Origin of the sequence: Aquimarina algiphila, assembly GCF_947494415.1 — a bacterium.
GTDB classification, from domain to species: Bacteria; Bacteroidota; Bacteroidia; order Flavobacteriales; family Flavobacteriaceae; genus Aquimarina; species Aquimarina algiphila.
Map to the genome: position 1 here is coordinate 345,511 of NZ_CANLVC010000004.1, position 19,290 is coordinate 364,800.

At 31.5% G+C, this 19,290-nt stretch carries 27 protein-coding genes; 11 read left to right on the forward strand and 16 right to left on the reverse strand.

Annotated elements, in window-relative coordinates:
* Window position 1 precedes the first annotated feature (1 nt).
* The 3 genes from PQF96_RS08175 to PQF96_RS08185 are packed head-to-tail and all read left to right on the forward strand — an operon-like array spanning window position 2 to window position 2,460.
* Entirely contained in the window at window positions 2-532 is a 531-nt protein-coding gene (locus PQF96_RS08175) for a hypothetical protein (protein ID WP_143917557.1), read from the forward strand.
* Between the two features lie 18 nt (window positions 533-550).
* Window positions 551-1,510: a DUF6175 family protein gene (locus tag PQF96_RS08180; protein WP_109434344.1), complete on the forward strand. Its 960-nt coding sequence runs from the start codon at window positions 551-553 to the stop codon at window positions 1,508-1,510.
* A gap of 11 nt (window positions 1,511-1,521) precedes the next feature.
* On the forward strand, window positions 1,522-2,460 hold the full coding sequence (locus tag PQF96_RS08185; RefSeq protein ID WP_109434343.1) for a hypothetical protein: 939 nt from the start codon (window positions 1,522-1,524) through the stop codon (window positions 2,458-2,460).
* A gap of 59 nt (window positions 2,461-2,519) precedes the next feature.
* On the opposite strand, the gene PQF96_RS08190 is transcribed toward PQF96_RS08185, so the two are convergent.
* Together PQF96_RS08190 and PQF96_RS08195 are read right to left on the reverse strand one after the other, a co-directional pair.
* Complete coding sequence (locus PQF96_RS08190; protein ID WP_143917556.1) at window positions 2,520-2,702, reverse strand: hypothetical protein; 183 nt, start codon at window positions 2,700-2,702, stop codon at window positions 2,520-2,522.
* A 29-nt stretch (window positions 2,703-2,731) separates the two neighbouring features.
* Complete coding sequence (locus PQF96_RS08195) at window positions 2,732-3,001, reverse strand: heavy-metal-associated domain-containing protein (protein ID WP_109434341.1); 270 nt, start codon at window positions 2,999-3,001, stop codon at window positions 2,732-2,734.
* Window positions 3,002-3,152: 151 nt separating this feature from the next.
* Here PQF96_RS08195 and PQF96_RS08200 point away from each other — a divergent pair, with 151 nt between their 5' ends.
* From PQF96_RS08200 to PQF96_RS08215, 4 genes are read left to right on the forward strand one after another with little or no spacing between them, the layout of a single operon-like run.
* Window positions 3,153-3,935 carry an MlaE family ABC transporter permease gene (locus PQF96_RS08200; protein WP_271765800.1) on the forward strand — a complete coding sequence of 261 codons (783 nt, stop codon included), beginning with the start codon at window positions 3,153-3,155 and terminating at the stop codon, window positions 3,933-3,935.
* A complete protein-coding gene (locus PQF96_RS08205) occupies window positions 3,935-4,687 on the forward strand; it encodes an ABC transporter ATP-binding protein (protein WP_271765707.1) in 753 nt (250 codons plus the stop codon). The genes PQF96_RS08200 and PQF96_RS08205 overlap by 1 nt, the downstream gene beginning before the upstream one ends.
* A gap of 28 nt (window positions 4,688-4,715) precedes the next feature.
* Complete coding sequence (locus PQF96_RS08210; RefSeq protein WP_271765708.1) at window positions 4,716-5,681, forward strand: MlaD family protein; 966 nt, start codon at window positions 4,716-4,718, stop codon at window positions 5,679-5,681.
* A gap of 14 nt (window positions 5,682-5,695) precedes the next feature.
* Window positions 5,696-6,184: a hypothetical protein gene (locus PQF96_RS08215; RefSeq protein WP_271765709.1), complete on the forward strand. Its 489-nt coding sequence runs from the start codon at window positions 5,696-5,698 to the stop codon at window positions 6,182-6,184.
* 59 nt (window positions 6,185-6,243) lie between these two features.
* On the opposite strand, the gene PQF96_RS08220 is transcribed toward PQF96_RS08215, so the two are convergent.
* Window positions 6,244-7,026 (reverse strand): DUF6544 family protein, encoded by a 783-nt coding sequence (locus PQF96_RS08220; RefSeq protein WP_271765710.1) that lies wholly within the window; start codon window positions 7,024-7,026, stop codon window positions 6,244-6,246.
* A 139-nt stretch (window positions 7,027-7,165) separates the two neighbouring features.
* Between PQF96_RS08220 and PQF96_RS08225 the strand changes: the two genes are divergently transcribed.
* Entirely contained in the window at window positions 7,166-8,005 is an 840-nt protein-coding gene (locus PQF96_RS08225) for a universal stress protein (protein ID WP_271765711.1), read from the forward strand.
* Here PQF96_RS08225 and PQF96_RS08230 read toward each other — a convergent pair.
* Genes PQF96_RS08230 through PQF96_RS08240 form a run of 3 tightly spaced genes read right to left on the reverse strand, consistent with a single transcriptional unit; the run spans window position 7,998 to window position 11,025 of the window.
* Complete coding sequence (locus PQF96_RS08230) at window positions 7,998-8,672, reverse strand: ABC transporter ATP-binding protein (protein WP_109434335.1); 675 nt, start codon at window positions 8,670-8,672, stop codon at window positions 7,998-8,000. The two genes, PQF96_RS08225 and PQF96_RS08230, sit on opposite strands and share 8 nt — an antisense overlap.
* 8 nt (window positions 8,673-8,680) lie before the next feature.
* Window positions 8,681-9,943: an ABC transporter permease gene (locus PQF96_RS08235; protein ID WP_271765801.1), complete on the reverse strand. Its 1,263-nt coding sequence runs from the start codon at window positions 9,941-9,943 to the stop codon at window positions 8,681-8,683.
* Complete coding sequence (locus PQF96_RS08240; protein WP_143917552.1) at window positions 9,943-11,025, reverse strand: efflux RND transporter periplasmic adaptor subunit; 1,083 nt, start codon at window positions 11,023-11,025, stop codon at window positions 9,943-9,945. Before PQF96_RS08240 ends, PQF96_RS08235 begins: the two co-directional genes overlap by 1 nt.
* A 115-nt stretch (window positions 11,026-11,140) precedes the next feature.
* Between PQF96_RS08240 and hpf the strand changes: the two genes are divergently transcribed.
* Window positions 11,141-11,443, forward strand: coding sequence for a ribosome hibernation-promoting factor, HPF/YfiA family (gene hpf / locus PQF96_RS08245; protein WP_143917551.1), 303 nt, complete (start codon window positions 11,141-11,143; stop codon window positions 11,441-11,443).
* A 277-nt stretch (window positions 11,444-11,720) separates the two neighbouring features.
* Here hpf and PQF96_RS08250 read toward each other — a convergent pair whose 3' ends face one another.
* Window positions 11,721-12,134, reverse strand: coding sequence for a VOC family protein (locus PQF96_RS08250; RefSeq protein ID WP_271765712.1), 414 nt, complete (start codon window positions 12,132-12,134; stop codon window positions 11,721-11,723).
* A gap of 3 nt (window positions 12,135-12,137) precedes the next feature.
* Window positions 12,138-13,067: a 2-hydroxyacid dehydrogenase gene (locus PQF96_RS08255; RefSeq protein WP_271765713.1), complete on the reverse strand. Its 930-nt coding sequence runs from the start codon at window positions 13,065-13,067 to the stop codon at window positions 12,138-12,140.
* A 103-nt stretch (window positions 13,068-13,170) separates the two neighbouring features.
* On the opposite strand from PQF96_RS08255, the gene PQF96_RS08260 reads away from it, so the two are divergent.
* Complete coding sequence (locus PQF96_RS08260; protein WP_109434473.1) at window positions 13,171-13,611, forward strand: Lrp/AsnC family transcriptional regulator; 441 nt, start codon at window positions 13,171-13,173, stop codon at window positions 13,609-13,611.
* Window positions 13,612-13,618: 7 nt separating this feature from the next.
* Here the strand turns inward: PQF96_RS08260 and PQF96_RS08265 are convergent, their stop codons facing one another.
* From PQF96_RS08265 to PQF96_RS08275, 3 genes are all read right to left on the reverse strand, one after another.
* Window positions 13,619-14,233, reverse strand: a complete 615-nt coding sequence (locus PQF96_RS08265) for a WG repeat-containing protein (RefSeq protein WP_271765714.1) — start codon at window positions 14,231-14,233, stop codon at window positions 13,619-13,621.
* Window positions 14,234-14,363: 130 nt separating this feature from the next.
* Window positions 14,364-14,636 carry an acylphosphatase gene (locus PQF96_RS08270; protein ID WP_109434329.1) on the reverse strand — a complete coding sequence of 91 codons (273 nt, stop codon included), beginning with the start codon at window positions 14,634-14,636 and terminating at the stop codon, window positions 14,364-14,366.
* A 71-nt stretch (window positions 14,637-14,707) separates the two neighbouring features.
* A complete protein-coding gene (locus tag PQF96_RS08275) occupies window positions 14,708-15,157 on the reverse strand; it encodes a DUF2267 domain-containing protein (RefSeq protein WP_109434328.1) in 450 nt (149 codons plus the stop codon).
* Window positions 15,158-15,301: 144 nt separating this feature from the next.
* Here PQF96_RS08275 and PQF96_RS08280 point away from each other — a divergent pair, with 144 nt between their 5' ends.
* A complete protein-coding gene (locus PQF96_RS08280; RefSeq protein ID WP_109434327.1) occupies window positions 15,302-16,141 on the forward strand; it encodes a universal stress protein in 840 nt (279 codons plus the stop codon).
* A gap of 76 nt (window positions 16,142-16,217) precedes the next feature.
* Here PQF96_RS08280 and deoD read toward each other — a convergent pair whose 3' ends face one another.
* From deoD to PQF96_RS08305, 5 genes are all read right to left on the reverse strand, one after another.
* Window positions 16,218-16,916 (reverse strand): purine-nucleoside phosphorylase, encoded by a 699-nt coding sequence (gene deoD, locus PQF96_RS08285; protein WP_143917548.1) that lies wholly within the window; start codon window positions 16,914-16,916, stop codon window positions 16,218-16,220.
* Window positions 16,917-16,921: 5 nt separating this feature from the next.
* Window positions 16,922-17,569, reverse strand: a complete 648-nt coding sequence (gene deoC, locus PQF96_RS08290; RefSeq protein ID WP_271765715.1) for a deoxyribose-phosphate aldolase — start codon at window positions 17,567-17,569, stop codon at window positions 16,922-16,924.
* A 2-nt stretch (window positions 17,570-17,571) separates the two neighbouring features.
* Entirely contained in the window at window positions 17,572-17,871 is a 300-nt protein-coding gene (trxA, locus tag PQF96_RS08295) for a thioredoxin (RefSeq protein WP_109434324.1), read from the reverse strand.
* An 83-nt stretch (window positions 17,872-17,954) separates the two neighbouring features.
* A complete protein-coding gene (locus PQF96_RS08300; protein WP_271765716.1) occupies window positions 17,955-18,839 on the reverse strand; it encodes an RsiV family protein in 885 nt (294 codons plus the stop codon).
* A 136-nt stretch (window positions 18,840-18,975) separates the two neighbouring features.
* Window positions 18,976-19,260, reverse strand: a complete 285-nt coding sequence (locus PQF96_RS08305; protein WP_271765717.1) for a hypothetical protein — start codon at window positions 19,258-19,260, stop codon at window positions 18,976-18,978.
* Between the last annotated feature and the right edge of the window lie 30 nt (window positions 19,261-19,290).

Genomic DNA, 19,290 nt, shown 5'->3' on the forward strand with positions numbered 1-19,290 from the left:
TATGAATAAGTTTATCACAAAGATTGGCTTGGTAGTATTACTATTGTTATGTTTTAGTTTTAATGCTAATGCCCAACGAAAAAAGAAATTGGCTAATAAGGATACCCAAGAATGGAGGTATGATGTAGAATGTGAAGGTATTGCTAAGCAAGGTTCTAAACTTGTAAAAGTATGGTCATATTCCAAAAACCCAAAGTTTGCAGTTGCTCAGGCAATGAAAAATGCCGTACATGGTATGGTGTTTAAAGGATATGCAGGAGGAGGAAATGGTTGTACACCATTTAAACCTTTGGTAAGTAATCCAAGTGCTGAGAAGGATCATGCAGAATTCTTTAAAACCTTTTTTAGCGATGGTGGAGAATTTAGAAAATATGTTACAGCAGCGGCAGATGGTAATATAGCACCAGGTGATCGCTTAAAAGTTAGTAAAAGAGAATATAAAATAGGTGTAGTTGTAAATGTGACCACTGACCAATTAAGAAAAAAGTTAGAGGCAGAGGGAATAATTAGAGCTTTAAATTCGGGATTTTAAACATAAAACAAAAGATTAATGAAAAAAAATATTATCGTACTCGTTGGGGTTTTAATGCTTACCATATCCTTTGGTTTTGGTCAAGCAAAAAAACCTACTATTATGGTTGTTCCTAGTGATGTTTGGTGCAATCAAAATGGATATATGTTAGGGTTTAACAATCAAGGGACAATTGTAAAGGTTCCCGATTATAAAAGGGCATTTCAGGAAAATGCTGAAGTATTACAGGTAATTAGTCAAATAAATGGTATGATGGCAGAAAGAGGATTTCCTCTTAAAAATATGGAATCTGCTATAAAAACTTTAGAGTCTAATGCTGCCGAAGATAATATGCGTTCTTCAAAAGACACAGGAAGCGGTGTAAGTGAAAGTCCAATTGATGCACTTAAGAAAGTTGCCAAAGCAGATATTATTATGCAATTAACTTGGACTATTAATAAAACTGGCCCTAAGAAATCAGTTAACTTTAATCTTCAAGGGTTAGATGCATATACAGACAAACAAATCGCAACAGCAACAGGTACAGGAGCTCCTTCTTTCTCTGCAGAAGTACCAGTATTACTTTCTGAAGCGGTATTATCACACATGGATAACTTTACCGGTTCTCTACAAACTCATTTTGATGATATGTTTGAAAACGGACGTGAAATTATTGTAAGAGTTCAGAAATGGGATGATTGGGATGGTGATCTAGAATCAGAATATGGTGATGATGATGAAGAACTAGGAATTATTATCGAAGATTGGTTAGCTGATAATGCAGTTAAAGGTAGATTTAATACTACAGATATGACAGCAGATATGGCTTTATTTGAACAAGTAAGAATTCCTCTTTTTAATGATAAAGGAAGAGCTATGGATGCAAGAAGGTTTGTAAGAGGACTTAGCAAAATGCTAAAAAGTGAGCCATATGCAATTCCAAACAAGCTTGTTATGAAAGGCTTAGGTAGAGCAACAATCATATTAGGAGGAAAATAAAATATAAAATGATGAAAAGAGTATTATATATAATGTTGTTTTTTGTTGCGACTTCATTGGTAGCACAAGAAAAAAGTAACAACGATGGTATTTCATTAGCAGCATATGTGCCGAGGCAAGTAGAGGGAATTCCTGCTTCTGCCAAAAAAATGCTATTGAATAGATTAGCACAGATTATTACTAAAAATGGAATTAGCGAAAATCCGTATAACTCAAGGTTTATATTAGCACCAAATGTTAGTGTGTTAAGTAAAGATATAACAGCTACGGCTCCACCAAAAACTGCATTAAATTTAAATGTAACACTATATATTGGTGATGGAGTATCTGGAACCTTGTTTGCTAGTCAATCTATCGAGTTAAAAGGAGTTGGTAATAATGAAACCAAAGCATATATCTCTGCGATTAAAAGATTATCACCAAAAAACCCTGAAATTTTAGAGTTTGTTGAAAAAGGAAAAGAAAAGATTATAGAGTATTATAATTCTAACTGTTCTAACATTCTTAAAAAGGCAGCAGCTTTAGAAGCACAGAATGAATTTGATGAAGCTTTGGTTATATTAACTAATGTTCCTGAAGCAAGTACTTGTTTTAATAAAGTAAAGTCAAAAATCAAGGTTCTTTATCAAAAGAGTATCGATAGAGATTGTAAGCAAAAACTTACTGAGGCATCAGCTATCTGGGCGGCAAATCAGGATATAAATGCAGCAAATGAAGCTGGAGCTATTTTATCAACTATAGAGCCTCAAGGAGCTTGTTATGGTAAAGTAAAATCTTTATATGCAAAAATTGCGGCAAGAGTTAAAGATCTAAGTGATAGAGACTGGAACTATCAGTTAAAAGTATTAGATCTTAAAAAGACTTATATTAAGGCTGCTAGAGACGTAGGAGTAGCGTATGGTAAAAATCAACCTCAAAATGTAAAATATAATGTAAGAGGTTGGTATTAAGATTATATATCATATACCTAATATAAAAAAAAGCTGTCTAACTAATTAGACAGCTTTTTTTATGCTTTTACATATTTAAAAATTTCATAAACTAGAATTGCTGGCCAAACGATTGCTTTTAAAACACCAACTACACCTATCCAAAAACCTGTAGCGTGACTAATATAATAGATTACTGCTCCTATAAAACCTAAACCATAGATTGAATTAGAAGAAGCATTTGTTTTTACTTTTTCTTTCATTGTAGAACTTTTTATCTATATAACATACATTATTTACTTACTCTTCCTATAGCGCAACTCACATACGATTTTGCTTTTATATTAAAGTTGTTTTTATCTCCCTTAATTGGATATCCAAGTTTTAAAAGCTCCTGTCGTACTGTTTCCAAACCTTGATGGGTTTTATAACTAAAAGATACAGAACAATCATTGACGTTTATACATATATCTTTGATGCCCTCTAGCGCATGAAGTTTTTTTGCAATTGTATTTTCGCAACCACTGCATTTTAAATTTTGTATTTCAATAGTTGTTCTCATAATATCAATTTTAGCGATCGAAACTATGAGTTTATATTATGGTAAACTATGATATATATCAGAGAATATCTGTTTCTTATGATGATTTATGTCATTTTTATTAGAAAACACTACTTCTATCTTTGATAATAAACCTGAAGTAGATTATGTTATGATGCAATCCCTTCATATAATAGCAAGAACCAAAGCTTTTTTTATAGAGATTGGAGATTTATCATATTTCTCTAGACGTTTTTTCAGAGAAGTCTTTACCAAACCATTTGAATTCCAAGAGTTATTACGACAGTGCTATCATATGGGCAATCGTTCTTTGCTTTTAGTAGGAGTAACAGGGTTTATTTTAGGGTTGGTTTTTACGCTTCAGTCAAGACCTACGTTAATGGAATTTGGAGCAGAATCGTGGATGCCTTCTATGGTAGGGATTTCTATAGTTAGAGAAATAGGGCCAGTAATTACCGCTTTGATTTGCGCAGGTCGAATTGGCTCAGGAATTGGAGCAGAGTTGGGTTCGATGAGAGTTACAGAACAAATCGATGCGATGGAAGTATCAGGAACAAATCCTTTTAAATATTTAGTAGTTACTCGCATTGTAGCAACTACATTAATGTTACCTATTCTTATTGTATTTGGAGATGCGATTGCTTTATTTGGTTCTGCAATCGTAGAAAACCTAAAAGGAGCTGTATCCTACCGACTGTATTTTAATCAGGTTTTTGATGCTATTGAGTATAGCGATATAGTTCCTGCAACTATAAAATCATTCTTTTTTGGGTATGCGATTGGATTAGTAGGATGTTATAAAGGGTATTATTGTAAAAAGGGAACAGCTGGAGTGGGTGAAGCATCGAATTCTGCAGTAGTATATACTTCGATGCTATTATTTATAATTGACTTTGTCGCTGTTTTTTTGGCAGATATATTTTTTGAAATCTGATGAAATTAAAAGAGAGTATAGTAACCGTTTTAGAAATCCAGAATCTTAAAAAAAGTTTTGGAGAGAATCATGTACTTAATGGGTTTAATCTGCGATTATTTGAAGGAGAAAATCTTGTAGTAATGGGAAAGTCGGGCTCTGGTAAATCAGTAATGATTAAATGCCTTGTTGGATTGATGCAGGCTGATAGTGGTAGCATAAGGATAAGGAATCAGGATATTACAGTTCTGGGACAAATCGAATTAGATCTATTACGAACCGAAATTGGATTTCTATTTCAAGGAAGTGCATTATATGATTCGATGACCGTGCGAGAAAATCTCGAATTTCCGCTTAGACGGCATAAAAAAAAACTAAGGATGACAGCAGATACTGAGGCATTAGTCATTGAAGCACTTGAAAATGTAGGCCTAGTAGATGCTATTGATCTAATGCCTGCAGAACTTTCTGGGGGAATGCAGCGACGTATCGCGTTAGCGAGAGCATTAATATTGAAACCTAAAATTATTCTTTATGACGAACCTACTACAGGGCTAGATCCTATAACAGCAAAAGAGATTATTGAGTTGATGCGTAGTATACAAGAAAAATATGGAACCTCTTCACTAATTATAACGCATGATGTGGATTGTGCTCGTGTCATTTCTAATCGAATTATTTTATTGGTCGATGGGATTAATTATGCAGAGGGGACTTATCAAGAATTATCACATTCTGATGATCCTGAGACAATGGCATTTTTTAAACATTAGAAATGACACTAACCAAAAGTAAAATGTTATGAAAAAAACAACATCTCAAAAATTTAAACTTGGCGTTTTTGTAGTCATCGGGACAGTACTACTTATTGCAGCATTATATTCGATAGGAAATCGACAAAATCTATTTGGTAATACCATTAAAATCATGACGCAATTCACAAATGTAAATGGTCTCGAATTAGGTAATAATGTTCGTTATTCTGGAATCAATGTGGGAACCGTGAGTAGAATTCGTATGATAAATGATGCTCAAATTATAGTAGAAATGGTCATTGAAGAAAAGATTGGGAAGCATATAAAAAAAGACGCTGTTGCTACAATTGGATCAGACGGTTTAGTAGGTAATATGATTGTTAATATAATTCCTAGGGAAAGTAAAAAACCATCTGTGATTTCAGGAGATACAATTCAATCCTATAGTAAAATTGGAACCGATGATATGCTTACGACCTTAAACGTTACCAATGAAAATGCAGCATTACTTACAGCTGATTTATTAAAAATAACAACAGAAATTGTTAATGGTAAAGGAACACTAGGATTGTTAATCAATGATTCTATTATGGCTAAAGACCTTAAAAAGACAATGTATGAATTAAGAAAAGCTAGTACTGGAGCATCATATGCAATTGAGGAGCTCAAAGATGTTATTTCTTCTATTAAGGAAAACGAAAGTATTGCTGGGGTTTTATTAAATGATAGTTTGTCCGGGCAAAAAATGAAAACTATAGTTAGTAACCTAGAGAAATCGAGTACTGAGATTGTCGAAGTTACAGGAAACCTAAACAATGTGGTTAGAAAGATTAATGATGGAGAAGGAGTATTACATTATTTGGCAAATGACTCTATGTTAGTAAAAAATATAGATTCTACCATGAATAATATTAAAGAAGGAACCAATCGATTTAATGAAAATATGGAAGCTTTAAAGCATAATTTCTTTTTTAAAAATTACTTTAAAAAGATGGAAAAAGAAAAAAACTAATATCATCATGAGTTATGAAAATAGAACATCTCGAAGAACGAATAAGTGATTATAGAAATTCTATAAAAACTGTTGTGGATAAAAGAGTATTATGGAAAAACACAACAAAAAATATTCTTGTTAGAACACTGAACAGAATTGTAAAACAATATGATATTGGATGGAAAGTTCAAGAATTAAGCTGGATACAGAACAATGAAGCAGTTAATATCACTTTTGATTCTTTTCCTCCAGAATTAATAGATTGTACCAACTTAATCCCAGCGTATCAATTTTTACCGGGAGGAGCACTGATTTTTTCTCAATCCTACAATGGGGATATTTATGTTTTTATGATATTTCCACAGATCGAAAACGCATCTCATGAAAATAATATGGTAGAATTAGGCGTATATACCCCAGAATCTATAACCGAAAAATTTATAGTAGAGAAAGTTGATGAATTTTTGAAAGAAATGATTAAATGGGAAGTCCCTTCATTAAAGAAGAAAGTGGGATATTAAAATAAAGCAAGTTTTGTTATAGTTAATGATCATAACATTTTAGGTATTCAATGCTATTATTACAGTAGTGTATAGCCTTTAATATCCGCTTTAAAGTATTCTTGTTTTCCTTCCTTACTATCCCAGATTGCAGTCATCTTATTTGGAATTATTAGTCCATCATAATCTTGATATTCTCCAACTTCGCCTATAAAATTTTCTAATTCGATATCTCTATATCTTTTGGTTTTAAAGAGGTCTATCATTCCATTTTGATTAAATATAAAAAGACCATCAAGGACTTGGTTATTCTTTGTAATAGTTGCTTTGATTATTTTTGAGTCAATAGTTTGCCACGAAATATCAGGATCCAGAAAACCCATAGGGAACCATATTAGTTCCCCTAAATATCGTCCTAGTGAACTTTGATCTACTTTTTGACCAGTAAATAGTATTAAGTTTTTCAGGCCTAATAGACTCACTTTTACTTCTCCCCTATGATTAACATATTTATCTCGAATAAGCATTGGTAAAGCTTTAGCTGTCCAGATAAAACCAGGGTTGTTGGATGACATATATTGTATAGCAGTAAACGATAACCAATTTTTTTCGGGATTTGTTTTTATCATTCCCGTTTGTTTAAAAGTAGCATTGCAATATTTTGGTTTTCCCAGAACACCCGTTTTGATGAGATGATTTTTTATAAGATTTGGTAGATTTTTCAGGTCATTTTTGGTGATTTTTTGATCACCTCTTTTTGAATTGAATAGTGCTGTTTTTTCTTTTTCAACCCTACTATTAAAAGAGGATATTCCGGCAACACCTATTAAGAATAGTAATAATACGATACTCCCAATTATCATAAATATTATTTTAATAATTCTTTAGAATACTAATAATCTGAAGTCTTCTAAATTATAGTATGACTGGTTGATTATAAATGATTTATGTCATTCTTTTTGAGCCGATAAAATCATACCTTTTTTTAAACAGACAGAAATCATGAAAAATATTCTTTATGCTACTGATTATACAGAACATTCAGTATCTGCTTTGCGTTATGCATACGATTTAAGTAGTAGAATAAAAGCAAGGTTGATAGTATTACATGTTTTTGATGTTATGACTTTTACAGGAACTACAGTAATAAGTTCCTTAAGGCAGACTTCAAAAAGATTATATGAGGAACAGTATTCTATTCTGAAAGAGTATTGTATTAGACATTTAGGAAATAATTTGTCTGATATGAATATACAAATTGAAGTAGCTAGGAATATATCAATTACAGAAGAAATCCTACTAAAAGTAAAAGAATTATCTGTTGACATGGTTGTTATAGGAATAAAAGATAAATATAGTAAGCGAGGATTTCTAGAAGGAGATATTGCTAAAAAACTAATAACTAAGATTTCTTGCCCTCTTATGGTTATCCCAAATAATAGTATAGCTACCGAGATAAAGAATATTGTATATGCAACAGATTTTGAAGAAGAAGATATTTTTGCTATTAAAAGACTACTAGAAATCGCAGCATTTTTTGAGGCCACAATACATGTTGTTCATATCTCGTCCAAAGAAAAGGATGAGGACGAAAATCAAATGGCATGGTTTAAAGAAATGTTATTTCAAAAGGTGAGCTATCCTAATCTTGAATTTGATGTCCTTGTTTCTGATAATATCCATGACAAATTAAATGAGTATTTGAAAAGCCTTGATGCAGATATAATTGCAATGCTAGAAAGAGGTAGACGAGGTTTCATTAAAAAATTATTTCATAAGGATGTTGTAAAACAAATAGAATCTCATACAACTATTCCGTTATTAAGTTTCAATATCAATTAATAATCCTCCCATCACCCATTTGTATAATTCGGTCTGTTTTATCTGCAAAATCTTGATCATGGGTCACAACAAGTAATGAAAGCCCTTGTTCTTCACTTAGTTGTTTGAAAATATTAAAAACATTATCAGAATTTTGACTATCTAAATTACCTGTAGGTTCATCTCCCATTATGATAGTTGGATTATTAATCAAAGCTCTGGCGATGGCTACTCTCTGTTTTTCTCCACCCGATATTTGTGATGCTCTTTTTTTTGCAATATGCTCGATGTTAAGGATGCGGAGCTTTTCTATGGCATTATATTCTATTTCTTCGATTGATTTTTCAGCTAACTTTTTAGCTGGTAGCATAACGTTTTCCAAAACCGAAAATTCGGATAATAAATAATGAAACTGGAACACAAAACCAATGTGCTTATTTCTGATATAAGAGAGCTTTTCGTTTTCTTGACCTGTAATCAATTCTGTATTTAAATACAAGTCACCTTCATAACCTGTGTCCATGGTAGACAATATATATAATAAAGTGGATTTTCCACATCCAGACTTTCCCATAATAGAAGCAAACTCTCCTTGATTTACCTTAAAATTAATATCTTTTAGTACGTGAAAAAGTACTGGTTTCCTGAAATATTTATTGATGTTTCTTGCTTCAAGAATTGTTTTCATAACTTAAATTATTGTCCTCTGATAATACGAACAGGATCTATTTTTTTAGCCTTTTTAGATGGTAGATAGCCAGCCAAAAAAGTTGAAATCATAGCAAAAGAGAAACCGATAATATAAAACCAGGGATTATGATTAATTGGATATGTAGAAATTGTTGGTAAAGCTTCAGTTTCAAAAGGTAAACTACCAATCAAATGAGATAATCCAAAACCTATTAGTAACCCTAAACTTCCACCAACAGCTCCTATGATCATCGCTTGACTCATAAAGATGAATTGCACATCTTTACCCGAAAATCCGATTGCTTTTAGAATAGCAATATCATTCATTTTTTCATAAATCATCATGTTTAGAATATTATAAATGCCAAAACCAGCTACAATTAATAAGGTAATAGAAACAGCATATGTAATTAGATTTCTGATTGTTGTTCCTGTTTCAAACTGGGCATTTGCGGTTTTGATATCAATAGCTTTTAATTGAAATTGTTGTTCAATTTTTTGTGCTAATGGAATTGCATCTTCGATATTAAATAGCTTTACATTGATATCAGTAATATAATTTTCGGCTTGACCTAATATTCGTTGTACTGTCTTTACATTTGCAAAACTTTGAATATTATCAATATCCGCAATACCGCTTTGATATAACCCTACAATTTTTAACGGAAAGACATCTCCTTTTATCGTACTAACCTGAACTCGATCTCCTATATCTAATGACATTTTCTCTGCCACTCCAGCACCCAATAAAATACCATTATCATTATTTTTTAATGCTTGCGGACTACCTTTAACTACATAATCTTTAAAATTGAAGAGTTCAACTTCTTGTAAAATATCTATACCGGTTAAGTTTCCTCCTAATTCGATAGAACCAGCGATATAAAATATTTGCTCTTTTATTTGAGGAATAGCACCTTTTACTTTGGGATCTTTGTTTAGATAATTGATTATTGGTAATGCATTATGAATCCTTTTTTGGCTTTGTTTTGGTTTAATTGAGTGTACAATGTTAAGTGTGTTTTGAAATTCAAAATATAGATCGGTAGGTTGTTTTTTTGAAGGCTCAATCTCATTAAAAATATGAATATGTGGTGTCTGATTGAGTATTAAATCATCTAGCATTCCATTAAGTCCAGTCATAAAACAAACCAAAGTGATGTATGAGCCAATACCAAATGTCACTCCAAGAGCTGCTGTTGCGGTTTGTTTAATTTTGGTAACCAAATGTGTTTTGGCGATGTTTAATATAACTTTTGTGTTAACCATCATTGAGGTTTGTAAATCCAAGTTTTCGAAGTAATTCCGGATAATACTTCTACAGTATCCATACTTTGTAATCCGATCTTGATTTCAGTTAACCCTTTTTCAGTTTTTACTTTATTGCCATCAACCAAATATTCTTTTGGGATAGTCAAGGTTTTTGAGATATGAGCAATTATAATATTTGCTTCTCCGGATAAACCAGGATATAATACCCCAGGACTTTTTTCAAACAGTGCTTCGACCATAAAAGTCTGGTTACGCTCATCTTTTTTCGGATAAATTTTACTCACTTTTGCTACAAAGACTTCTTCATCGTATGCATCTAAGGTTATGAGCGTCTTTTGGTTCTTTTTTATCTTTACTATGTCTACTTCGTCAACCAACATTTCTATAACAAAAACGCTATCACTCCCTAAAGAAGCCAAGGGCTCCAAAGTATTAACAACTTCTCCTGGGTTTTTATACAATGCATAAATCTTTCCATTAATTTTACTATTAATAGTGAAGTCTTTTGTGGTAATAACCGATGTTTTGTAAGTGTTTTTAGCTTGTTTTAATTGAGTTTGAAGTTCTTCCCTAGTCCTGTAATATTTGTTTTTTAACAGGCTTAAATTATTGGTAGAAAGTTCATAGGTTAATTTTTTAGTATCATATTCTACTTTTGAACCAATGTGTTGACTCCAAAGATTTTTTTGACGGCAATAGTTAATAGAATCATTTGTCATTTTTAATATTGCTGCTTTTATTTCTTCTTCTATGCTACTAAGAATAGCTGCGTTTCCGTCATAATTATTTTTTGCCAGCTCTAAAGATAATCTGGCATTTTCTGCATTTAATTTCGGATTGCTATTTATAACCTGAAGTATAGGAACCCCTTTTTTTATGATTTGTCCTTCTTCTACGAGATTTTTATCCAGGATGCCATTTACCGAAGCATAGGCTTGATATAAACTATCTGGTTGAATCGTTACCGATGAATATACTGATTCTGTAACATTACTAACCGTGGGAAGTATTTTATCTTCTTTAGTAGAGCAAGAGATAAAAATGGTAACAAAAAGTATCCTTAATACGAGGGTATGCATACGTATTTGTTTTTTATCAAATTTCTACTAAAAGAGCGGCTTTCGAAATGATATTTATCATATTTAAAACAGGGTATACCTATTATTTTTGAATAAAAATTAAACAGAGATATTTATGAAAACCAATATTCAATTTGTACAAATGCCGACAAGTGAAACCATGGAAGATTATGTACATGAAAAACTAGATAAACTATTCAAGAAATACGATTGGGTAATCAAATCTGATGTGTTTTTTAAAAAAGAAAATGATCCAAAAGGAAAAGGGAAAATCTGTACTATGGAATTGAGTTTGCCAGGACCTAAAATATATGCAACATCAAATGAACAGAATTTTGAATTAGCTTTTAAAGAAACATTAAGTGATATAGAAAAACAATTAAAAAAAAGAAAGCAAGAGTTTAAACCTTATCATTAATTATTCAAGATGTATAAACTGATATATATCATATTTTTTGAGTAAAAATAGGAGTACTTTAGCCTTGATGATAAAGAAGTGATTTATAGTTAAAGAAAGGTTTTTAGTATGGTATAGTAGAAACCAAATAGAGAAGTTAATCATGCTTAAAGGAACATAATTAGGTTTCCCTGGCTTAATAATAAGTTTAAGAATTATAATTATAAGTAATTTACAAGATTAATTTCCTATAAAGAAGCAGGTAGGTGAAGGTCTACCTGTTTCCGTTTATAAACACTTATTTAAATACTTCTGCTTTCTTAATGAAGCATTTAAATTCTATAGGATTATTACTAAAATCTAGTACAAACATTGTTTTTTGTTCTCCTGTTTGGTCTGCATATCGTGTTTGTGGAGGAATCATAAAATCAACATTATTAGCTTTTAATTTTTGTTTTAAAATATCAAATTGGTCTTCTTGTAGGATGCATCCAAAATGAGGAATGGGGACTTTAATTTTATCTACGACTCCGCAATAGTCAAGAGGAGGGATAGTATCAGAGACATGAGCAGAAATTTGATGTCCAAAGAAATCAAAATCAACCCAGTCTGTGGTTTCTCGCCCCAGAGGGCAACCTAATATTTTATTATAAAATTGTTTGGTACTACTGATGTTTTTTACTTTAAATGCAAGATGAAATATGGTGTTCATGGTTTAATATCCTTTTTTTAATGAAACTTGGTGCATTAATTCCTTACCAGATGTAAACCTGTTATAGTTTTCTACAATTTGTAATGATGCAGATTCGATATTGGTAAGACTTGCTACATGTGGAGTTATTTGAATTTTTGGATGGTTCCAGAAAGGATGATTATCTGGTAAAGGTTCTGATCTAAAGACATCAAGTATAGCCCCTGAAAGATATTTCTCCTCTAACAGATCTAATAGATCATTTTCTACAAGATGTTCACCTCTTCCTACATTAATTAGATACCCTCCAGCATTTATCTTTTTAAGGTTTGTGATATTAAGAATATTTTGAGTAGTATCGGTAAGTGGTAATATATTAATAAGTATGTCGGTGTTGTGCAGGCACCTATCCAGTTCCTGTATTCCTGAGTAACTGATTACATTGTTTATGTTTTTGACAGAAGAGGACCATCCTTTAACCTTATATCCAAGTAGACCAAGCTTTTCTGCAACAAAAGAGCCTATTTTTCCTAATCCAAGGATAGATATGTTAGTGTTTTGAATATTGGTATAGGGATGTTGTTTCCATAATTTTATAGATTGTTGGTGAGCATATATAAAGTTGTTTTTTGAGATAGATAATATAGCAGTCAACAAGTATTCCCACATATCATGAGAAAGATTATTGTCTACTATTCTGCTTAATGTAATTGTTTTACGTAGTTCTTGTGTTTTAATGATGTGCTCTACCGAAGCACCTACAGACTGAACTACTTTAAGATTAGGAAATTGCAAAAGAATGTTTTGGTGTGGTTTCCAGCATAATGCAAATTTAACTATCAGGGGATCATGTATTTCTGGATAAATCTGGATAGGGATATCAGATAATTTAGATTTTAATTTTTCTGCCCAAGGTTTAGGATCTTTGTTATTAAAAACGATCACAATACTCATAGTTTTATTTTTTTATCAAAATTAAAGATAGAAATATTCAATTCGAAGTTGATTCTTTGGTTAATGGCTATATTTGAAATTGAATAAAGTTAATTATGAAGAAATGAAGAACGAATCGGTTGTAGATAATATTGATCACAGAATACTTTCTAGTTTAAAAAAGAATTCCAGGATTTCTTTTGCAGATCTGGGGCGTATAATTAACCTTTCTCCATCTGCTGTTCGTGAGCGAATTCAGAAAATGGAAGATACAGGGATAATTAAACATTATAATCTATCTTTAGATTATAAATTACTTGGATATACAATTGAAGCTTTTGTATTAGTAAAAGTATTTCATGGAAACTTAAAAGCTCTTTTTATGCTTATAAATAAGTTGCCAGAAATCAAAGAAGCCCATCGTATTACAGGAAACCAAAATGTCCACCTCAAAGTTGTACTTAAGGATCAATTGCATTTACAAGATTTAATAGATAAGTTAATGCAATATGGAGATACAACTACTTTTTTGATATTGTCAGATATTACACCTCAAGAAACCTGAACGGTTTTTATTCTTTCGTAGTATTTATTACATGGATTTCCCATCGACTATTATTATTTAAAGCTACTAAGTTTGATGATATAAGATAGGATTGAATTCCAGGTCGCTTCTTTAATTTATCTTTAGAAAAAATTAGATGTTCTGGACCAGACAAATGAGTTATAATAGTTCCATTTGGGTTTATCACCACTTCATCGTAGCTATATGAAATCACTTTTTTATCAAGTAGATCATTTTTCCCCAACTCCTCTTTTGCAATTTTTAGAACAATAGCATATCCGTCATTAAATGGAATAGCATTTAGGTATTCTGGTTCAATTACCGTCTTTCCAGATTTATCAATATATCCATAATAATAAATATCATTTTTTATTTGTTTAATCAGACATCTTTCGTTGCTAAAGTAAGGATAACTTTCACTTCCCTTAGAAGCTACAATATCTTCTCTATACGGTATTATTGTTTCTCCTTTTGTATTTATGAAAGCCCATTTATTTCCTTTTCGTATTGCAGCGAGCTCTTCATGAAATGGTGTAATTTCATCAATATCTTTTATAATCTGCGCGGTTCCATAAAACGAAAATAATATCAGGCCTATGCTTAAAATGAGTATTCTTTTCATCAGTATGTATCTTTTAAATTATACTTCTAAAAATAACATATGGATACCAATCATAAAATGAGAAATATCATACTATCAAAATCTTGATTAAATCTTATGAATTGATATAAAAGAATACTGGAAAAGCAAGTTAGTATATAATTTCAAAACATTTAAAAGGCCTTATATCCCCTTCTTCAAATGAAACATCGTCCACTTTTGCAAATTCTGGTCCAAGAGTACACCATGCTATAAAGGAGGTAAGTTGATCGTGATTTCCTTCGGCTTCTATATATACATTTCCGTTGCTTAGATTTTTTACATGGCCCGTGATATGGAGTTCTTTGGCTTTTTCAAGTGTATTTTTTCGATACCAAACTCCCTGAACTTTTCCTGTTACTGTAATGTTATAATGTTTTAACATTTATGATGCTTTTTGGACATATATGATAGTTTTGAAAGGTACCCAAATAATATAAAAAGTGATATAAATTCTTATAAAAATAACTTATCAAAAATCATATTTTTAAGATTTTTGGGGAGCTCGTCTCTTATATGCTTCATCTCTCCTGTTGATACATATTTACGAAGTATGAAAAATGTAGTATTAATATAATGTTCTGCTATTTCATTAGATTCAAAATCATAAGTAGAAGTCACTCCGTCAAAGGACCTTACTAAATCAATAAATTCCTTCATATGTTTTATCCTATGTTTTTTACCTTTAATAGACCACCCATTGACATATACAGCTTTTAGAAACATGGGGAGTTGAGCAATAAATTGCAAGGACTCTTCTATAGATATAATTTCTCGTAATCCATGTAAAATTGCAGATAGAATTCTACCTGCTTTATCTGGAGTCTCGCTTAAGTTCATTTCTTCAGCATATTCTTTTAAAAAAGTGTTTGCTTCTGTTGCATATCGATTAAAATTAAGTGCCATTATAAAGAGGTTTTGGTTTTCGATTATTCGAACATAAAATATAAAGTTATCATCTTCTAAAGAGGATTTGTATGATAATTATCATATTAATTGGGGATTACATCTTATAATTTTGACATTGTAAAAACACTTAATACTTACATTATGAAAAAAATTCTTGTCCCCGTAGATTTTTCTGAATATTCTGAATATGCATTAAAGGTTGCAGCAATACTAGCTAAACAACAAAATGCAGAAATTGTAGTATTACACATGTTAGGATTATCTGAAGCCGTATTGACCAAAAATGAAGGTCAGGAGATTAATGAAGCAATGTATTATATGAAACTTGCAGAAAATAGATTTAGTGCTTTTTTGGATAAAGATTATCTGGAAGGAATTAAAGTAACAGAAACTGTACAGAATTATAAGATTTTTAGTGAGATTAATGAGGTAGCACATGAAAATGATGCAGATTTAATTGTTATGGGTTCTCATGGTGTTAGTGGTTTATCTGAAGAAGTTTTTATAGGTTCAAATACGGAGAAAGTAGTTAGAACTGCAGATGTGCCTGTATTAGTGATTAAGAATCCAGTAGAAGATTTTACTATGAAAGAAGTAGTATTTGCATGTGATTTTAAGATAGAGAATATTAGACCTTATCATAATGCGATAAAACTGTTTAACTCATTTGGAGCTAATGTACATTTGTTATATATAAACCTACCGGGAGAACGATTTAGAAGCTCTGGACAGATTGAAGAAAGGGTAAGAGAATTTTTATTCAAAGCAGATTCTGGTAATATGGATATGTATAATAATGTGGTTTACTATAATGATTATAGTGTAGAAAGCGGAGTATTTAATTATAGTAATAAAATAGAAGCAGACATTATTGCAATCCCTACTCATGGTCGTCGTGGTCTGGCACATTTCTTTAACGGAAGTATAGGAGAGGATATCGCAAATCACGCAAATAAACCAGTGATAACATTTAAAATGTAATCCCATTCATATGTTGTTGTGGCCTCATAGGCGTGTATCTAAAAGACGGATGCTACGATATGCTTATGAGGCTTCTTTATAAAATACCCAAAGCGATTTCTATCATATTGCTAAAAGTGGTTTCTCGTTCTTCAATCGAAGTTCTCTCCCCAGTAACCAAAGAATCAGAAATTGTAAGAATCGAAAGGGCTCTTACATTAAATTTTGCAGCAATAGTATATAAACCTGCTGTTTCCATCTCAACACAGAGCACTCCGTATTTTGCCCAATGCTTATAAGCATCAGGGTCATCCTCATAAAATTCATCTGAAGATAATATGTTCCCTGCTTTTATAGCAATATGATTATCTTTTGCATAGTGTACAGCTTTCATCAGTAATTCAAAATTGGCAGTCGGAGCATAATCTGAGTTAACAAATCTTGTAGTATTAATTCCCGATGTAGAAGAAGCAGACATAGCGATAACAATATCTCTAAGTTGAACATTTTTTTGGTATGAACCGGCAGAGCCTACTCGAATTAGATTTTTAACTCCATAGTGATTAATGAGTTCGTGATAATATATTAAAGCAGAAGGAATTCCCATTCCCGTTCCCTGAACCGAAACTGGATTTCCATTATAAGTTCCTGTATACCCTAACATTCCTCTAACTTCATTATAACAGACGGGATCATTTAGAAAAGTGTTTGCAATCCATTTAGCACGAAGAGGATCCCCGGGAAGTAAAACTGTTTCTGCTATTTCTCCTGGCTGTGCTGAAATGTGTATACTCATCTGATTTATTTTGAAGTTACGATGGTGACTCCAGCAGATGTGCCTATTCTATCAACCCCCAATTCGATATATTGAGTTGCTGTTTTAAGATCTCGAATCCCACCAGATGCTTTTATTTTTATGGTACTCCCGTGTACTTCATTTTTCATAAGTACTATATCTTCGGGAGTAGCTCCTCCGGTGCCAAAACCAGTAGAAGTTTTTATAAAATCTGCACCAGCATTCAAGGATAATTGGCAAGCAATTCTCTTTTCTTCATCAGTAAGGTAACAGTTTTCAAAAATGACTTTTAAGATATGTTCTCCAATTTCTTTTTTAACTGCCTTGATTTCTTCCTCAACAATCTTATGATATCCAGATTTTAGTAACCCTATATTAAGTACCAGATCAATCTCATGTGCTCCATCTTTGATACATTGTTTTGCTTCATAAACTTTGGCCTTTGTGATTGTCGCTCCAAGAGGAAAGCCTACTACAGCAGCTATTTTGATATCGGTTTTCATGAGCTCACTTTCTGCCAAAGCAACATAGTAACTATTTACACAAACTGCATAGAAATGATGCTCTTTTGCTTCTGCGCAAAGTTGTTTAATATGATCAACTGTGGCATTAGCCTTTAGAAGAGTATGGTCTATGAATGTATTAAGTACCATTGTTAACGATGTGAACTTATTATATTTAAAAGGTCATTTTTTTGTAGTACTCCTGATTGCCTCCATAATTGCTTTCCGTCTTTAAATAAAATCATAGTTGGAACGCCACGAACCTGGTATTTTGATGCCAAAGGTTGGTTTTTATCCACATCGATCTTTACAATTTTGATATTTTCACCGAGATCATCTTTTACCTCCTTAAGGATGGGAGCAAGTACTTTACATGGTCCACACCAATCGGCAAAAAAATCTACCAATACAGGTGTTTTAGAATCTATTATAGTATTAAAACTACTTTTCATTAATTTTTATATTACGTTCAAAGATTAGATGTAGAAGAATATATTTATTTTGAATACTAATTTATAATAATGAATTCGAAAAACTAACCAATTTTGGGAGTATTATTATACTTTTTGATAAGATGCATAATTTTTTTAATAGGAACCTCAATAGAGTATGTTCCTGTGTAAGATGGACAAATAACACAATCGTCAAAGTAGAATTCTACAGTGTCATCATTAACCACAAAGTTGTTTTTATACGCCTTAAAATCACCTTTGGATAACTCCCAACAATCATAATATAAATCTCCAGAGCCTATACCTTCTTTTATGATAGTGTTTATAGTATTAAAAACTTCTTCTTCTGAACCTATTTCAAAAAAATCATCAAAATATATAAAATTATACGTTTTGAGATCAAAGTTGACACAATCAAAAAGGTATGTAGAGTATAACATTCCTGAATAATAATTTTCTTTATAAAGTACTACACTTATGAAATTATTTTTTGCATTGTAAATTTTGTAATCGATACTTCTTTTATCTCTAAATCTATTAATTTTTAGAGTATCACAAAGAAGCTCTTTATCTTCAAGAATCTGGTTTTCTGTTTTTTCAATATTTAAATAATTTTCTGTGATATAATCATTAAATATGGAGTGTTTAGGATTGATTTTTTCATTAAGATACGGATATTGATAATCTAGGATATAGTGATCTTCTTCTTTGAAAAAACGTTTAGAGATTACAAGCTCTTGTAATTGTGGTTTATCGTCTTCTGCGGTTATTAATCGTTCTCTTTTTATAGCCTTTGTTTTTTCTTGATTTAATTCTAAGTTATCTTCAGAAAATATTGATATAGTGTCTTTGGCTTTTTGTTCGATATGAGATTCTGTTTCTTTTTGCTCTGTTTGATGTTGAGGAGAAACTTCATTTTTACAAGAGATTAAACTTAGCAGGACAAGGCAAGCGATTAAGGTTTTCATATGTTGATTTTTTGAGTGGTATAAAAATAGGATAGCGTATGGTTAAAAAATATGATATTGATCAGGATATGGAGTACAATAAAAAAGGTGATTTTCAATTGAAAATCACCTTTTTATCAAACTAATTAAGTGTTAATTAAGAAAGCCCGTTTCCAATAATTATTGCAGAATTAATAATCAAACTAGTGATTAAAAGATCTAGAACTAATTTTGGTTTCTGAACGGTTAATATTGCGGCATTATGAGCACTACATACAACTACGCTTAGAAAAACAAGGAACATTTGTATAGGCGCATTTCCATTAAGCAATGTTGCCATAATAGCAATAGAACCCACACAAGTTGATGCTATGATAGCCAGAGCAGAATATCCTATAAAGTTTTCAGAAAAATCAGCATTTATTTTTGCATAAAGTGTCATAATTGTTACGTTTTAAATTCTAAGTAAAAT

Excerpts from the sequence above, each read along its gene's own strand:
- PQF96_RS08175 (WP_143917557.1), top strand. The coding sequence starts at position 2 with ATGAATAAGTTTATCACAAAGATTGGCTTGGTAGTATTACTATTGTTA.
- PQF96_RS08180 (WP_109434344.1), top strand. The coding sequence starts at position 551 with ATGAAAAAAAATATTATCGTACTCGTTGGGGTTTTAATGCTTACCATA.
- PQF96_RS08185 (WP_109434343.1), top strand. The coding sequence starts at position 1,522 with ATGAAAAGAGTATTATATATAATGTTGTTTTTTGTTGCGACTTCATTG.
- PQF96_RS08190 (WP_143917556.1), bottom strand. The coding sequence starts at position 2,702 with ATGAAAGAAAAAGTAAAAACAAATGCTTCTTCTAATTCAATCTATGGT.
- PQF96_RS08195 (WP_109434341.1), bottom strand. The coding sequence starts at position 3,001 with ATGAGAACAACTATTGAAATACAAAATTTAAAATGCAGTGGTTGCGAA.
- PQF96_RS08200 (WP_271765800.1), top strand. The coding sequence starts at position 3,153 with ATGATGCAATCCCTTCATATAATAGCAAGAACCAAAGCTTTTTTTATA.
- PQF96_RS08205 (WP_271765707.1), top strand. The coding sequence starts at position 3,935 with ATGAAATTAAAAGAGAGTATAGTAACCGTTTTAGAAATCCAGAATCTT.
- PQF96_RS08210 (WP_271765708.1), top strand. The coding sequence starts at position 4,716 with ATGAAAAAAACAACATCTCAAAAATTTAAACTTGGCGTTTTTGTAGTC.
- PQF96_RS08215 (WP_271765709.1), top strand. The coding sequence starts at position 5,696 with ATGAAAATAGAACATCTCGAAGAACGAATAAGTGATTATAGAAATTCT.
- PQF96_RS08220 (WP_271765710.1), bottom strand. The coding sequence starts at position 7,026 with ATGATAATTGGGAGTATCGTATTATTACTATTCTTAATAGGTGTTGCC.
- PQF96_RS08225 (WP_271765711.1), top strand. The coding sequence starts at position 7,166 with ATGAAAAATATTCTTTATGCTACTGATTATACAGAACATTCAGTATCT.
- PQF96_RS08230 (WP_109434335.1), bottom strand. The coding sequence starts at position 8,672 with ATGAAAACAATTCTTGAAGCAAGAAACATCAATAAATATTTCAGGAAA.
- PQF96_RS08235 (WP_271765801.1), bottom strand. The coding sequence starts at position 9,943 with ATGGTTAACACAAAAGTTATATTAAACATCGCCAAAACACATTTGGTT.
- PQF96_RS08240 (WP_143917552.1), bottom strand. The coding sequence starts at position 11,025 with ATGCATACCCTCGTATTAAGGATACTTTTTGTTACCATTTTTATCTCT.
- hpf (WP_143917551.1), top strand. The coding sequence starts at position 11,141 with ATGAAAACCAATATTCAATTTGTACAAATGCCGACAAGTGAAACCATG.
- PQF96_RS08250 (WP_271765712.1), bottom strand. The coding sequence starts at position 12,134 with ATGAACACCATATTTCATCTTGCATTTAAAGTAAAAAACATCAGTAGT.
- PQF96_RS08255 (WP_271765713.1), bottom strand. The coding sequence starts at position 13,067 with ATGAGTATTGTGATCGTTTTTAATAACAAAGATCCTAAACCTTGGGCA.
- PQF96_RS08260 (WP_109434473.1), top strand. The coding sequence starts at position 13,171 with ATGAAGAACGAATCGGTTGTAGATAATATTGATCACAGAATACTTTCT.
- PQF96_RS08265 (WP_271765714.1), bottom strand. The coding sequence starts at position 14,233 with ATGAAAAGAATACTCATTTTAAGCATAGGCCTGATATTATTTTCGTTT.
- PQF96_RS08270 (WP_109434329.1), bottom strand. The coding sequence starts at position 14,636 with ATGTTAAAACATTATAACATTACAGTAACAGGAAAAGTTCAGGGAGTT.
- PQF96_RS08275 (WP_109434328.1), bottom strand. The coding sequence starts at position 15,157 with ATGGCACTTAATTTTAATCGATATGCAACAGAAGCAAACACTTTTTTA.
- PQF96_RS08280 (WP_109434327.1), top strand. The coding sequence starts at position 15,302 with ATGAAAAAAATTCTTGTCCCCGTAGATTTTTCTGAATATTCTGAATAT.
- deoD (WP_143917548.1), bottom strand. The coding sequence starts at position 16,916 with ATGAGTATACACATTTCAGCACAGCCAGGAGAAATAGCAGAAACAGTT.
- deoC (WP_271765715.1), bottom strand. The coding sequence starts at position 17,569 with ATGGTACTTAATACATTCATAGACCATACTCTTCTAAAGGCTAATGCC.
- trxA (WP_109434324.1), bottom strand. The coding sequence starts at position 17,871 with ATGAAAAGTAGTTTTAATACTATAATAGATTCTAAAACACCTGTATTG.
- PQF96_RS08300 (WP_271765716.1), bottom strand. The coding sequence starts at position 18,839 with ATGAAAACCTTAATCGCTTGCCTTGTCCTGCTAAGTTTAATCTCTTGT.
- PQF96_RS08305 (WP_271765717.1), bottom strand. The coding sequence starts at position 19,260 with ATGACACTTTATGCAAAAATAAATGCTGATTTTTCTGAAAACTTTATA.